General features: G+C 71.1%; 12 protein-coding genes. 9 read left to right on the top strand and 3 right to left on the bottom strand.

Annotation, left to right across the window (positions count from 1 at the left end; translation table 11 throughout):
* Positions 1–55 precede the first annotated feature (55 nt).
* Positions 56–1,630 carry a GMC family oxidoreductase gene (locus tag ABTZ99_RS29035; protein WP_498777235.1) on the bottom strand — a complete coding sequence of 525 codons (1,575 nt, stop codon included), beginning with the start codon at positions 1,628–1,630 and terminating at the stop codon, positions 56–58.
* Between the two features lie 1,096 nt (positions 1,631–2,726).
* Between ABTZ99_RS29035 and ABTZ99_RS29030 the strand changes: the two genes are divergently transcribed.
* From ABTZ99_RS29030 to ABTZ99_RS29010, 5 genes are all read left to right on the top strand, one after another.
* Positions 2,727–3,194 carry an SgcJ/EcaC family oxidoreductase gene (locus ABTZ99_RS29030; RefSeq protein WP_498777237.1) on the top strand — a complete coding sequence of 156 codons (468 nt, stop codon included), beginning with the start codon at positions 2,727–2,729 and terminating at the stop codon, positions 3,192–3,194.
* Between the two features lie 280 nt (positions 3,195–3,474).
* Positions 3,475–3,930 (top strand): SgcJ/EcaC family oxidoreductase, encoded by a 456-nt coding sequence (locus tag ABTZ99_RS29025; protein WP_498777239.1) that lies wholly within the window; start codon positions 3,475–3,477, stop codon positions 3,928–3,930.
* 108 nt (positions 3,931–4,038) lie between these two features.
* Entirely contained in the window at positions 4,039–5,619 is a 1,581-nt protein-coding gene (locus tag ABTZ99_RS29020) for a GMC family oxidoreductase (RefSeq protein ID WP_498777241.1), read from the top strand.
* A 156-nt stretch (positions 5,620–5,775) separates the two neighbouring features.
* Positions 5,776–6,732: a cyclase family protein gene (locus tag ABTZ99_RS29015; RefSeq protein ID WP_499615643.1), complete on the top strand. Its 957-nt coding sequence runs from the start codon at positions 5,776–5,778 to the stop codon at positions 6,730–6,732.
* A gap of 155 nt (positions 6,733–6,887) precedes the next feature.
* The gene (locus tag ABTZ99_RS29010) at positions 6,888–7,199 is read left to right on the top strand and encodes a hypothetical protein (protein WP_498777245.1); all 312 of its coding nucleotides are present in this window, start codon (positions 6,888–6,890) and stop codon (positions 7,197–7,199) included.
* A gap of 21 nt (positions 7,200–7,220) precedes the next feature.
* Here the strand turns inward: ABTZ99_RS29010 and ABTZ99_RS29005 are convergent, their stop codons facing one another.
* Together ABTZ99_RS29005 and ABTZ99_RS29000 are read right to left on the bottom strand one after the other, a co-directional pair.
* Entirely contained in the window at positions 7,221–8,477 is a 1,257-nt protein-coding gene (locus ABTZ99_RS29005; protein ID WP_498777247.1) for a vanadium-dependent haloperoxidase, read from the bottom strand.
* Positions 8,478–8,755: 278 nt separating this feature from the next.
* Positions 8,756–9,121, bottom strand: a complete 366-nt coding sequence (locus tag ABTZ99_RS29000) for a DUF5684 domain-containing protein (protein ID WP_498777249.1) — start codon at positions 9,119–9,121, stop codon at positions 8,756–8,758.
* A gap of 289 nt (positions 9,122–9,410) precedes the next feature.
* Between ABTZ99_RS29000 and ABTZ99_RS28995 the strand changes: the two genes are divergently transcribed.
* The 4 genes from ABTZ99_RS28995 to ABTZ99_RS28980 are packed head-to-tail and all read left to right on the top strand — an operon-like array spanning position 9,411 to position 13,546.
* On the top strand, positions 9,411–10,802 hold the full coding sequence (locus ABTZ99_RS28995) for an extracellular solute-binding protein (RefSeq protein ID WP_499615638.1): 1,392 nt from the start codon (positions 9,411–9,413) through the stop codon (positions 10,800–10,802).
* Complete coding sequence (locus tag ABTZ99_RS28990) at positions 10,789–11,673, top strand: carbohydrate ABC transporter permease (RefSeq protein ID WP_499615635.1); 885 nt, start codon at positions 10,789–10,791, stop codon at positions 11,671–11,673. The genes ABTZ99_RS28995 and ABTZ99_RS28990 overlap by 14 nt, the downstream gene beginning before the upstream one ends.
* Positions 11,670–12,491 (top strand): ABC transporter permease subunit, encoded by an 822-nt coding sequence (locus ABTZ99_RS28985; RefSeq protein WP_499615633.1) that lies wholly within the window; start codon positions 11,670–11,672, stop codon positions 12,489–12,491. The genes ABTZ99_RS28990 and ABTZ99_RS28985 overlap by 4 nt, the downstream gene beginning before the upstream one ends.
* Positions 12,491–13,546, top strand: a complete 1,056-nt coding sequence (locus ABTZ99_RS28980) for an ABC transporter ATP-binding protein (RefSeq protein WP_499615631.1) — start codon at positions 12,491–12,493, stop codon at positions 13,544–13,546. Before ABTZ99_RS28985 ends, ABTZ99_RS28980 begins: the two co-directional genes overlap by 1 nt.
* Positions 13,547–13,598: the final 52 nt, after the last annotated feature.

The following is a 13,598-nucleotide window of genomic DNA, read 5'->3' as shown; positions in this document are numbered from 1 at the left end:
GAAGCCCCCGACCGGCTCAGACGGTCGGGGGCTTCTGCGGTCACCGGCGGTGACGTCAGTGGGCGACGGCCACCGTCTGCGGCGGCAGGAGGGGGAGTCCGAGGATCATGTCGGACGCCTTCTCCGCGATCGCGATCGTCGGGCCGTTCGGGTTGGCGAACACCGTCGGCATGACCGACGCGTCCACGACCCGCAGGCCCTCCAGCCCCATGACCTTCAGCTCGGGGTCGACGACCATGCCCATCGCGCACGAACCGGCCGCGTGGTAGGCTGTCTCGGAGTACCGGCGCGCGTGGGCGCGCAGGTCCTTGTCCGAGTCGGACTCCGGCGGGTTGTGCAGCGCCTCGGCGTAGGGCTTGAGCGCCTTCTGGTTCGCGATCTCCATGGTGAGCCGCAGACCCGCCACCGCGGCGTCCATGTCGGACTCCTCGGCGAAGAAGTTGTGCAGGATCCTCGGCTTGGTGGTCGGGTCGGCCGAGGCGATCATGATGTTGCCCCGGCTCAGCGGGTCGATCACGTCCGCGCCGAAGGAGATCGCGTGCGCGGTCGGCACGCCGAGGCCGCCGTCGGCGAACATCACCGGCGCGGCGTGGAACTGCAGGTCGGGCAGCTCCAGGCCGGCCTGGGAGGCCACGAACCCACCGGACTCGGGGATGTTCGACGTGAGCGGGCCGCGGCCCTCCTCCATGAACTGCCGGACGTACTCCGGCTGCCCGGCCGCCAGCAGGCTCACCGGCTGGGAGGTGGTGTAGATCAGGAAGTCGTGCGTGTGGTCGATCAGGTTCTGGCCGACCATCGGCTGGTCCAGCACGACCGGGATGTCGAGCGCGCGCAGCAGCTCCGCCGGGCCGACACCCGACAGCTGCAGGAGCTGCGGGGTGTTGTAGGCGCCCGCGGACAGGATGACCTCGCGCGCGGCGCGGATCTCGAACTGCTCGCTGAGCCGGGAGGCGGCGACGCCCACCGCGCGGCCGTTCTCGAACAGCACCCGGTGCACGAGCATGTCGGTCTCGACGGTCAGGTTCGGGCGCGCCATCGACGGGTGCAGGTAGGCCACCGCGCTGCTGCACCGGCGACCGTCCCGCTGCGTCACCTGGTAGAAGCCGAAGCCCTCCTCCTTGGCCGCGTTGAAGTCGTGGTTGGCCGGGTAGCCCGCCTCCAGTGCCGCCTCGACGAACGCGGTCGTCATCGGGTTGTTGGAACGGTTGTCCGACACCGACAGCGGCCCGCCGACGCCGTGGTACTCGTCGGCGCCGCGCTCGTTGTCCTCGGACCGCTTGAAGTACGGCAGCAGCTCGTCGTAGCTCCAGCCCGGCTGGTTCCACGCGTCGTAGCGCTCGCGGGCGCCCCGGATGTACACCATGCCGTTCATGCCGCTGGTGCCGCCGAGCATGCGGCCGCGCGGCAGGTAGATGCGGCGGTTGTCGGCGTACGGCTCGACGTGGGTGTCGTAGTCCCAGTCGAGGTTGGTGCGGAAGAGCTGGGCGCACGCGGCCGGGATGTGGATGTTCTGGGAGCTGTCGACCGGTCCGGCCTCGATCAGGCAGACCTTGACGTCCGGGTCCTCACTCAGTCGAGCGGCGAGCACGCACCCAGCGGAGCCGGCGCCGACGATAACGTAATCGTACATCCGCAATCCTTTCCCGGATTTCGTCCTGGAGAAATGCGCCGACCTGCCCCCGCGTCACCGTTGCCGGCGGTGCGGGCGACTGTCAACGAGGTGTGCAAACCACGGTCAGGCCATCGAGCTGGTTGCGCGCGCAACGGCAATGGGGGACCGGATCGTCACCGTGGACGCTACCGCAACCCGGCGGTCGGAGAATTGTCGAGCGCCCGGCCGTACGGGAACCCGAATCTTCGCGACGCCAGTCGTGGCGGCGACCGGTGCGGCAGTGGCTGTCCGATTCGTCCTGGTCGCGACGAAGCAGCCGGAACCATTGCTCCCCCAGTCCATGGCAATAACGTCGTCATCGTGGCTCGGGCGATCGGGGCGGGACTACTCCGGGGTTGCCCTGACAGGCGCCGCGATCGCCCGCGAATGCCGTGCGGATTGACTGGTGCGATGCGCGTGTATGTGGCCCGTAGTGGATCGGTTGGTGTCCGACCCCTGCGGTCGGGCGCTGTCGAAACCAGCGGTCGGTTCGAGTTGCATGCAGATAAAGTGCAGGTCAGAGCAGTCTTGTGAGCATAACTCACTAATTGGAACCTCGCTGGAACCCTTGGGTGTTCTTCTTGTCTCGCGTGCGGGGCGGTCGGCCCCGCTGGGGCTTCGTCGCCACCGGAGGAGTGGTTCGGAGTGCCGCTGTGCGGGGTTCGCCCGCGTGTCGCACCCGGTCTTGCCGGTCTTCTCGGGGATCATTCCGACATCGGGCGTGAAGTGCCCTCAAAAGGGTCCGGGGTGCCACCGAAATCTTTCGTGCGGATTCGACCGTTATGTCCGAATCTTCGTGAATGGAGCGATTGGTGCACTTCTTTCCCGATTCACGGACGGCCATTCGGTCGATACGGCCGCAGTGGGCCGGTCGCCCGGTGTGCCAATCATCGGCGGTCGCCGGCCGTGATCGACACAAAGCAACACGGGAGAAGTGACGTCAGTTCGATCCGGGGCAGTATCGGGAGTGCCGGACGTGCGTTGCGCGTTTTACGGCGATCATTTCCGATGCGGCCGACTGGTTCTGCGGAACTGGTTCCCGCTGCTCGCGCGGGAACCGACGAGGAGGAAGCACATGGCTACGGCCACCACAGATCGCGAAGCGCAGCTCGATGCCTACTACGGGCCCTTCACCACGGAGAAGGAGAAGGAGGTCCTGAGCGTCCCGCTCCGCCTCGTCGCGGCGTGGGCCGAGAACGACGCGAACGGTGTGGCGGCGGTCTTCGCCGAGGACGGCATCCTCATCCTGCCGGGTGACGTGTTCAAGCAGGGCCGCGACGAGATCCGCTCGTTCATGAAGGCCGCGTACGCGGGCCCCTTCAAGGGCAGCGGCGTGACCGGCAACCCGGTCGACGTCCGGTTCTACTCCGACGACGTCGCGCTGCTGCGCACGCACGGCGGCATCCTGGCCCCGGGTGAGACCGAGATCGCGCCCGAGCTCGCGGTCCGGTCGACCTGGGTCTGCGTCAAGCGGAACGGCACCTGGTTGCTCGCCGGTTACCAGAACAGCCCGCGCGGCGAGGGCGCGACGCTGCGCTGGTAACCGGTTCGAGGCGCGCCCCGCCGGCGCGCGCGAATGACCTCTGGCGGTCGAGTGCCTCCCGGACGACCGCCGGTCGGGGGCCACGCCGGAGGTCAGGGCGGATCAGCGGCGTCGCCCCTGTCGCTGCTGATCCGCCCATGCGCGGGCGGAACTTGTCGCCCCGGGCGGGGAGCGTGACCGGGAATCCGTCCGAAGAGGACACACATGCCCGAAGCCGGCACTGGCTCGATCACCAGGCGTTCAAGAAGAACAGCACCCAGCCGACCGCGGAGGAGAGAAAATGGATTCCAAGGCCTCATCGCTCGTCGCCCAGGCCAAGCAGTGGGCGACCTACTACGGTGACTACACGACGGGCCCGGAGGGCGCCGCGCTGACCATCGTGCTGCGCTTCCGCGCCCTGTGGGAGGACAACGACGCCGAGGGCATCACCGACCTGTTCGTCGAGAACGGCAGCCTGCTGCTGGGCGACGAGCAGCTCAAGGGCCACGGCGAGATCCACGCGTACCTCACGGCGGCGTTCAACGCGGGCTTCAGCGGCACGAAGCTGATCGACGAGGTCGCGGACGTCCGGCTCCTGAGCCCCGACGTCGCGATGGTCATCACGACGGGCGGGCTGGCGGCCAAGGACGCCACGTCCGTCCCGGAGGGCAACTCCTCCCGCACCATGTGGGTCGTCGTGAAGCGCGACGGCGACTGGTGGCTCGCGTCCTACCAGTCCAGCCCGCTCCAGGGCTGACCCACTTCCAGCACGTCCGCAGGCCGCGCACGGTCCAGAGGTCGCAACGACGGGTCGTGCGCGGCGTCCGGCGGTGCGCGGACCGCTCGTTCGGAGAAGGAGAACCGGATGTACGACTATGTGATCGTCGGCGGCGGGTCCGCGGGCTGCGTGCTCGCGGCACGCCTCACCGAGGACCCGGACGTCACCGTGTGCCTGGTGGAAGCCGGTCCGCTCGACACCGTGGAGAACATCCACGTGCCGGCCGGTTTCGCGAAGCTGTTCCGCACGGGCGTGGACTGGGACTACGACACCCACGACGAGCCGGGCCTCAACGGGCGCCGCGTGTTCCTGCCGCAGGGCCGGGTGCTGGGCGGCACCAGCTCCATCAACTCGATGATCTACGTGCGCGGCAACCCGCTCGACTTCGACGCCTGGGGGCAGCCGGGGTGGGGTTTCGACGACCTGCTGGGCTACTTCCTGCGCTCGGAGGACAACGACCGCGGCGAGTCGGCGTTCCACGGCGTGGGCGGTCCGCTGGGCGTGTCGGACAACCGCGCCCGCAACCCCATGTCGACCGCGTTCCTCGACGCCGCCGCGGCCGCCGGGTTCGACGCCAACGACGACTTCAACGGCCCCGCCCAGGACGGGTTCGGCTACTTCCAGGTCACCCAGCGCGACGGCCGCCGGTCCAGCGCCGCGACCGCGTTCCTGCACCCGGTGCTGCACCGCCCGAACCTCACGTTGGAGGCGAACCTCCAGACCCACCGCGTGCTGGTCGAGGGCGGACGCGCCACGGGTGTGGTCGGCTACCGCGCCGGCGAGGAGATCACCGTGCGCGCCGAGCGCGAGGTCGTCCTCGCCGCCGGGGCGTACAACTCGCCGCAGCTGCTGATGCTGTCGGGCATCGGGCCGGCCGCGATGCTGGGCGCGCTGAACATCCCGGTCGTGCTCGACCAGCCGCTGGTCGGGCAGAACCTCCAGGACCACGCGCTCGTGCCGCTGGTCTACACCCACCGGCACCCGATCAGCATGCTGGCGGCGGGCGCTCCCGAGTCCGTCCAGCAGTTCATCACCGAGGGTCGGGGCCCGCTGACCTCCAACGGCCCCGAGGCCGGCGGTTTCGTGCGGACGGTCGGCGGCCTGCCCGCGCCGGACGTCGAGTTCCTGACCGCGCCGGTGATGATCGCGGACAGCGGCCTGGCCGCGCCCACGGCGCACGCGATCACGCTGGGGGCGTCCCTGCTCACGCCGCTGAGCCGCGGGCACGTGTCGCTGGGCTCGGACGACCCGACGGCCAAGCCGCGGATCGTGCACAACTACTACGCCGACCCCGCCGACCTGGACACGGCCGTGCGCGCGTTGCGGATCGCGTTGGAGATCGCCGGCACGGCGCCGCTGGAGCCGTACACGGAGACGGCGTTCCGGCCGCCGGCGTCCACTTCGGAGGAGGACCTGCGCGCCTACGCGCGGGCCCGCACGCAGTCGACCTACCACCCCGTGGGCACGTGCGCGATGGGGCAGGTCGTGGACGCCGAACTGCGCGTCATGGGCATCGAGGGGCTGCGCGTGGTCGACGCCTCGGTGATGCCGACGATCACCCGCGGCAACACCAACGCCCCGGTCATCGCCATCGCCGAGAAGGCCGCCGACCTCATCAGCGGCGCCCCGGCGCTCCCGTCGCGCGGCACCGAAGCCCTGGCCGCTTGAGGGGTTCGCGGGTGCGGCGGATCGGCCGGACGGCACGCCCGTCCGCCGATCCGCCACGTCCGCGCACCGTGCCCGACGGCCGAGTCGTCACGGCGCCACAGGCGTGCCATACCCTTGCTCCGGAGCGGCGGCGTGACCGGAGGAGTCGATGCTGGGATGACGGCTGAGCGACCGATGCCCACGCAGGACGACGTGCTCGGGTACTTCGACACGCTGTCGAACTGGGGGCGCTGGGGCGACGACGACGAGCTCGGCACGCTGAACCACATCACCGACGACGTCCGGCTGGCGGCGGCGCGGGCCGTGCGCCACGGCCGGGGCGTGTCGTGCGCGTGGGAGGTCGCCGTGCCGGAGGAGATGGAGCGGGCGACCACGACGTGCCCGTGCGCGGCCGACATGCCCGGCGCCGAGAACATGCCGGTGCCCGGTTTCCGCAACGACCGGCGGTGGGGCTTCTCCTTGGAGCGGCTCGGCCTCACGTTCCACGGCAACACCGTGACCCACGTCGACTCGCCGTGCCACCTCTTCTGGGACGGCACGATGTACAACGGGCGGTCGCACTCGTTGGTCGACCCCGCGACGGGATCGGCGTGGGCGGCTGTCACGGCGGCGGCGAACGGGATCGTCACGCGTGGCGTCCTGCTGGATGTCGCGAGGGTCCGCGATGTGCCGTGGCTGGAACCGGGGCAGGGCGTGTTCCCCGAGGACCTGGAGGAGGCCGAACGCCGGCAGGGCGTGCGGGTGCGGTCCGGCGACGCGGTGCTCCTGCGTACCGGCCATGGCCGCGCCCGGCACGAGGCCGGCCCGTCCGGCGGTGTCACGCAGGCCGGCTGGCACGCGTCCTGCCTGCCGTGGCTGCACGAACGCGGGGTCGCGCTGATCGGCGCCGACACCCCTCAGGACGTTCAGCCGTCGGGGTACGAGGACGTGTTGATGCCGGTGCACGCCGTGGGTCTCGTCGCGATGGGCCTGTGGTTGCTCGACAACTGCGACCTGGAGGCGTGCGCGACGACCGCCGCCGAGCTCGGCCAGTGGGACTTCCAGCTCGCGGTGGCGCCGGTCCGCTTCGCCGGCACGTCCGGCAGCCCGGTCAACCCGATCGCCACGTTCTGACCGCGAGACCCGCGGATCGCCTCGCCGTCGCCCGGCAGCCGGAGGTAGCGCGCACGTGGTGCGGGCGGCTTTGGAGAACGTCGACAGAAATGCGCGGCTCGCCTTGGTGGTTTCGGCATGTCGTGGCCTCGGCGTGGGCCACTACGTTGGCGGGCATGGACAATGACGTTCGTCACGCCGCGCCGCGTGCCCGCTTCGATCGCCAGGGGCGGCGCCTGCTCGTGCTCGGCATCGGGGTCTTAGCCGTGCTCGTCTCCGCCACCGTGCTGGCCTTGAAGGACCTCGGCGCGGTGATGGTGCACTTCGTGGCCCAGGGGACGCCGGTCTGGGCGCTGGGCCTGTTCGTCTTCGCCGTGTGCGCGGGCATCGCGAAGATCGTGGCCTCGTTCAGCGAACCCATGGGCCGCGTCGTGCGGATAGTCGAACTCCGCCGGGCGGCCGGCGACGATCCCGGCCGCGACGACTGAGCCGCGCGCCCGTGCGGCGGGTCATCGCCGCGGCTGGAAGTAGCGCTTCGTGATGTGGTTGCCGACGGCCGTGCCGAGCGCGGTGCCGTCGACGTCCGCGGACCGGAAGTGGATGCCTGCCCAGATGCGGGCTCCGACGACCTCGGCGGTCGCCTGCGAGAAGCTGTCGAAGTGCCGCGTGGTGCCGCTGTCGACGCTGAACGCGCTGAAGGGGACGCGGTCCCGGCCGAAGAAGTGCGCGTACGCCGTCATCTGCGCGGCCGTGCGGCACGTGTGGCCGGAGGGGTAGTCGGGGTTCGGCGGGGTCGTCACCAGCGGGGTCCAGCCGGGGTCGGCCGCGGTGGCGGGGTTGCCGTCGGTGTCGGCGGACCGGATGGCGGTGATCGGCCGCCAGAAGTGCCAGAACTCCTTGTCGTTCGCGCACGCGATCGCGCCGTCCGCGCCCGTGACGTCCGCCAGCGCGTAGAAGCGCGCGGTCTCCAGGACGTCGAGTCGTTGGGTGACGGCGAGGTCCCGCTTCATCCCCCAGCTGACGGAACGTCGGTCGTGCCACCAGAGCGCCGCGTCGGTCTGGTCCGCGGTGCGGGCGGTGCTCGTCGCCGAGCCCAACCGCTTGACCTCGTCGAAATCGCGGGCGTACGCGTGGCTCGTGACCGCCGGCGGCCCCGGGGTGCGGAACATGGTCGCGTCCGGAACGGCGAACGGCTTCAGGAAACCCACCCAGGCTCCCGTGTTCTCGAAGCCAGGGGGAGTGGGGCGGTACTGGCCCGGCTCCGTGCCGACGGTCCAGGGCCGGGGGTCGAAGGCGCCGTCGTCCTGCCGTGCCGTGATCATCGCGGCGGCGGCCTGTGCGCCGACCCGGATGCCGTCGCGCTTCGCCGGTCCCTCGGGGATGCCGGCGAGCCACTGGTGGTACTGCGTGCGCAGCCTTTCCCGCTGTGCCGGGAAGATCGCGTCCAGCACCCGGTAGGCGGCCGTGCCGACGGCGGCGTCCGTCGACTCGCGCCCGTTGGCCCGCGGTGCGACGAGGTAGGGCTCGTACGGCGTGCCGGCGATCGCGTTCACCGCGTCGTAGACCGCGCCGCTGACCATCGCGAAACCGCGTCCGGCGACCTGTGGCGGCGACTGCTGCGCGACGTCCCAGATGGCGGTCTGCGCGTTGAGGTCCCAGACGACGACCGCGTTCGGTGACGCGTTCGCCTCGGCGACGGCCGGCGGCGCGAGGGCGAGCGACGCCGTCAGGGCAAGAACCGCGTGAACCGCCGTGCGGCGCGTCATGACCATCGTCAACCCCGGCTGTATCCCTAGCGCATCGACACGACTACGCAACGTATCGCCAGGTGTCGGGCAGGCGCAACACCCAGCCGCCGCCGCAGGCGGGTTCGGGTCGATCTCATCCATGACCTGCGGTTTTTCCCCTGGAGGTCGGCCGGAGGTCGGAGGTCACCTGTTCGTGTGGTCCACGCGCCGTGCGGGGCCGTGCAAAGGAAAACCCCCGGCTCGGCCACCGACGTCTCGTGGACGGAGGTGGCCGAACCGGGGTCCCGGGTGTGCGGTCAGGCGGCCGCCGGGCCCCGGTAGGTGGCGCTGCCGAAGGCGAGCATCGGGTAGCCGACGAACCCGAACAGCCAGAGGCCGACGACGCCGAACCCGCTGCCCTTGCCGAACGACTTCGCCATGTCGATCGCGACGAGCAGCGAGATGACGATGTTGACGACCGGGATGAAGAACAGGATCAGCCACCAGCCGGGACGGCCCACGATCTTCAGCTGCACGTAGATGTTGTAGAGCGGGATGATCGCCGCCCACCCGGGCTTGCCCGCCTTCGCGAAGACCTTCCACATGGCCACGATCAGGAAGAGGCCGATCACCGCGCCGATGACGGCGGGGATGACGAGGGCGGACGAGTCGGTCTGGTTCACCGCGTGATTCCTTCCGGCAACCGGCGGAGGTGCGGGCGCTGATCGCACGCATCGGGGTTCCCCCAGCCGGTCGTGGCGCGGAACGTTCCCAGTCGGCGGGCGCGAACGCACCGGTGTTGGCCGATTCGTGAGCCGTTCGAGATCAATCCAGTGCTCGGGCCCGCCGGGTCGCCGGGCCGCCGGTGTCCGGCCATCAAACGGGTGATGACGGCCGGAGGTGCTGCGGTCGAACAGCCGGGGTGCCATGTTGAGAGGTGGCGTAGTGGCGTGCACTCTCGCGGGAGGCGCGATGCGGCGGACAACGGTCGTCCTGCTGTCGGTGACGGGCCTGCTCGCGGGGTGCCTCGGCCAGGCGCGGGACGAGGACCCGGCCCGCAACGCCGACGCCAGGGAAGTCACGTTGACGATCACGGCCAACGCGGTGGCGGGCGGGAAGAACGCGCGCGGCGCGGACTGGATCGCGAACTGGGTGATCCCCAGGTTCACCGAGGCGCAGAAGGCCAAGGGCGTGGACGCCACGGTCCGCTTCGAGCAGAACGGCGCCGGCGACGAGGACTTCAAGACGAAGGTCGCGCTGGACCTCAAGACCGGCGGCGGCGGTGACGTCGTCGAGTTGGACGGCATCTGGCTCGGCGAGTTCGCCCAGGCCGGTCTGGTCGAGCCGCTGGACGACGTCGTCGGCGGGGACGAGGTCGACTCGTGGGACGGCTGGCGGCAGATCCCCGCCGCCGTGCAGGGCCTCGGCGAGTTCGACGGCCGGCGCTACGGCGTGCCGATGGGCACCGACGGCCGGGTGCTGTTCTACAACAAGAAGCTGTTCGCGCAGGCCGGCCTGCCCACCGACTGGCAGCCGCGCAGCTGGGACGACGTCCTCGACACCGCCGCGAAGCTCAAGTCGCTGCCCGGGGTCTGGCCGCTGCAGCTCAACGCCGGCACCGCGATGGGCGAGGCCACCACGATGCAGGGCGTGCTGCCCGCGTTGGTGGGCACCGGCACGGCCGTGCACGAGGACGGCAAGTGGCAGGGCGCCACGGCCGGCGTCATGGACGTCCTCTCGCTCTACCAGCGCGTCTACCGGGACGGGCTCGGCGACCCGATCCTCCAGCAGGAGGCGAAGGGCCGTGACCGGTCGTTCGCGCTGTTCGCCGAGAACAAGATCGGCATCCTGCTGGAGAGCGACTACTTCTGGCGCTCGGTGGTCGAGCCGCGCGTCGGCGTCGCCAAGATGGCCGACCGCGACACGGCCGTCGGGTGGGCGCTGATCCCCGCCCGCGTGCCCGGCGCCGGGGTCGGCGGCCAGGACTTCGTCAGCATGTCCGGTGGCGGCGTGCGGGTGGTCAACCCGAACACGCCGTACCCGCGGCAGGCGTGGGAGCTCATGGAGTTCCTCAACTCGGCCGAGGCTGTCAAGTCGGCGTTGGCGGGCGCCGCGCAGGTCACCCAGCGCACCGACGTGAACGACGAGGTGCTGGCGGGCGACCCGATGCTGGCCTTCATCGCCGAACGCGTGCTGCCGATCACCCGCTACCGGCCCGGCCTGGCGGACTACCCGAAGGTGTCGGCGGCGTTGCGGCAGGCGACCGCCGACGTGGTGGCGGGCAAGAGCCCGGAGGACGCCGCGAGGTCCTACCACGACGCGCTGGTCGAGGCGGTCGGCGAGGACGCCGTTGCGGGCGGCTGAGGACCGCGACCCGGCGGGGCTCGGCACGACGCGGGCGATCGGGTTCCTCGCGCCGGCGCTGCTGCTGATCGGCCTGTTCCTGGTGTTCCCGGCGCTGTGGACGCTCTACATCGGGATCACCGACTACCAGCTGACCGGACCGGCCGCGGCCGAGCCGAGCGTGGTCGGCCTGGACAACTTCGCCACGGCGCTGGCCGACCCGCTGTTCGCCAACTCGCTCTGGCTGACCGCGCTGTTCGTGCTCGGCTCCGCGCTCGTCGGGCAGAACGCGCTCGGCTTCGCGCTCGCCTGGCTCCTGCGCCGGGTGCGGCCGCGGCTGCGGCGCGTCGTCGAGGCATTCGTGCTGCTGGCGTGGATCCTGCCGGGTCCCGTCGTCGCCTACCTGTGGTTCGCCGTGCTGAGCCGGGACGGCGGCACGCTCGGCCTGCTCCTCGGCCAACCGGGGACGGCGTGGCTGGTCGAGTACCCGATGGCGAGCCTGATCGTGTTCAACACCTGGCGCGGCACGGCGTTCTCCATGCTGCTGTACAACTCCGCGCTGCGAGCCGTGCCGCCGTCGCACCTGGAGACCGCCCGGCTGGCCGGCGCGGGCGGCTGGCAGACCGTGCGCGACGTGGTGTTCCCGCACATCCGCGGGCACGTGCTGACCAACACGCTGCTGATCAGCCTGTGGACGGCCAACGACTTCACGCCGTTCCTGCTCACCGCGGGCGGCCCGAACCACGAGTCCGAGGTGCTGCCCGTGCTGATCTACCGGCAGGCGTTGGAGAGCGGCCGGCTCGGGTACGCGTCGGCGATGTCGTTGCTGCTGCTGGTCGGGAACCTGGCGGTGGCGCTGGTGTACCTGCGGCTGTTGCGCAGGCGCGCGTGACACCGGGGTCGGTGGTGCGCCGGATCGGCTTCCACGTGCTGATCGCGGTGGTGCTGGCGTTCTTCGCGGTGCCGATGCTGTGGCTGGCCGGCGCGCCGTTCGACGCGCGGCCGGGCTTCGGCATCCGCTGGCCGGAGTGGACGTCGGCGAACGTCATCGCCACCCTCGGCCACCCGTACGTGGTGCGGTCGCTGGTCAACTCGCTGGTGCTGTGCCTGGTGGCGACCGCGGTGACGACGGCGTTCGCCGCCCTGGCCGCCTACGCGCTCTCCCGCGTGCGCATCCCCGGCCGGGACGTGCTGCTGTACGTGCTGCTGTTGCTGTCCAGCGTGGTCACGGGCACCGCGGCCATGGTGCCGCTGTTCGTGCTGATGCTGCAGCTCGGGCTCATCGACTCCCGCTTCGGCACGGCGCTGGTGATCGCGGGCGGCATGCTGCCCGCCGCCATCTTCATCCTGAAGGACTTCGTGGACTCCGTGCCGCGCTCGTACGAGGAGTCCGCGCGGGTGTTCGGCGCCTCGCCCCGGCAGGTGCTCGGGCACGTGGTGCTGCCGACCGCCAGGCCGGGGCTGGCGATGATCCTGGTGTGGTCGTTCGTCAACGCGTGGGGCAACTTCCTGCTGCCGTTCCTGCTGCTGCGCGACGTCGGCAAGCAGCCGGCCGCGGTGCTGATGCGGACGTTGCAGGACGAGGGCGGCAGCGCCAACCTGACCGTGATCCCGGTGTTCTCGCTGCTGTACTCCATCCCGGTCGTGCTGCTGTACCTGGTCGTCGACAAGCGCTACGGGTTCCGATTCCACGGGGGGATCAAGAGCTGATGGCGGGCATCGACATCACCGGTCTGTCCACTGTGTACCCGAACGGGGTGCGCGCGGTGGACGGCCTCGACCTGGGCGTCGTGGACGGCGAGCTGTTCGCGCTGCTCGGACCGTCCGGCTGCGGCAAGACCACGTTGCTGCGCACGATCGCCGGCCTCGAGCTGCCCTCGGCGGGCGCCATCGCGATCGGGTCGCGCGACGTGACCCGCCTGCCACCCGGCGGGCGCGGGGTGGCGATGGTGTTCCAGGACTACGCGTTGTTCCCGCACATGACGGTGGCGGAGAACATCGCCTACCCGCTGCGCGTGCGCCGTGCGCCCAAAGCGCGGCAACGGGAAGCGGCGGTCGAGGTGGCCGAGGGCCTGAGCCTGTCCGCGCTGCTCGACCGCAGGCCCGGTCAGCTGTCCGGCGGTCAGCAGCAGCGGGCGGCGCTGGGGCGGGCCGTCGCCGCGGGCGCCGACGTCCTGCTGCTGGACGAGCCGCTGTCCAACCTGGACGCCCGGTTGCGGCTGGAGGCCAGGACGTTCCTCAAGCGGTTGCAGCACGAGCTGGCGCTCACGACCGTCTTCGTGACCCACGACCAGGCCGAGGCGCTGGCGCTGGCCGACCGGATCGCGGTGATGGAGGCGGGCCGGCTCCGCCAGCTGGGCACGCCGCGCGAGGTGTTCCAACGGCCCGCCGACACGTTCGTCGCGAACTTCATCGGCTCCACCCCGATGAACCTGATCGGGGCCCGGACCCGCGACGGTCACGTCGAGTGCGCCGGGACCAGGCTGCCGGGCCCGCCGGGACTGGCCGACGGCACCCCCGTCGTGGTGGGCGTGCGGCCCGAGTACCTGGCGCCGGCCGGCGAGGGCATCACGGGCCGGGTGTCCACGGTCGAGAACCTGGGTGTCTCGTCATTGGTGACCCTCGACTGCCCGGACGGCACGCTGATCAGCCTCACCGTGCCGGAGCAGGAGGAGCCCGCCCTCGGCACGTCCCTCACCGTCGCCGCCGCACCCGGCAGGCTGCTGTACTACGGCGCGGACGACGGCCGCCTGCTGGGCGGCTGACCGGTCCGAGGGAGCGCACCTCGCGCGACGTGGTTCCGGACCGCGCGAGGCA

This window comes from Actinosynnema sp. NPDC002837, from assembly GCF_040295345.1.
In the GTDB taxonomy this organism is placed as follows: domain Bacteria; phylum Actinomycetota; class Actinomycetes; order Mycobacteriales; family Pseudonocardiaceae; genus Actinosynnema.
The sequence above is the reverse complement of the archived record's forward strand: the minus strand, read 5'-3'. Positions and strand labels throughout refer to the sequence as shown.

Bases quoted from the DNA above. Each gene is read 5' to 3' on its own strand.
- ABTZ99_RS29035 (WP_498777235.1), bottom strand. From the start codon at position 1,630: ATGTACGATTACGTTATCGTCGGCGCCGGCTCCGCTGGGTGCGTGCTC.
- ABTZ99_RS29030 (WP_498777237.1), top strand. From the start codon at position 2,727: ATGGCTACGGCCACCACAGATCGCGAAGCGCAGCTCGATGCCTACTAC.
- ABTZ99_RS29025 (WP_498777239.1), top strand. From the start codon at position 3,475: ATGGATTCCAAGGCCTCATCGCTCGTCGCCCAGGCCAAGCAGTGGGCG.
- ABTZ99_RS29020 (WP_498777241.1), top strand. From the start codon at position 4,039: ATGTACGACTATGTGATCGTCGGCGGCGGGTCCGCGGGCTGCGTGCTC.
- ABTZ99_RS29015 (WP_499615643.1), top strand. From the start codon at position 5,776: ATGACGGCTGAGCGACCGATGCCCACGCAGGACGACGTGCTCGGGTAC.
- ABTZ99_RS29010 (WP_498777245.1), top strand. From the start codon at position 6,888: ATGGACAATGACGTTCGTCACGCCGCGCCGCGTGCCCGCTTCGATCGC.
- ABTZ99_RS29005 (WP_498777247.1), bottom strand. From the start codon at position 8,477: ATGACGCGCCGCACGGCGGTTCACGCGGTTCTTGCCCTGACGGCGTCG.
- ABTZ99_RS28995 (WP_499615638.1), top strand. From the start codon at position 9,411: ATGCGGCGGACAACGGTCGTCCTGCTGTCGGTGACGGGCCTGCTCGCG.
- ABTZ99_RS28980 (WP_499615631.1), top strand. From the start codon at position 12,491: ATGGCGGGCATCGACATCACCGGTCTGTCCACTGTGTACCCGAACGGG.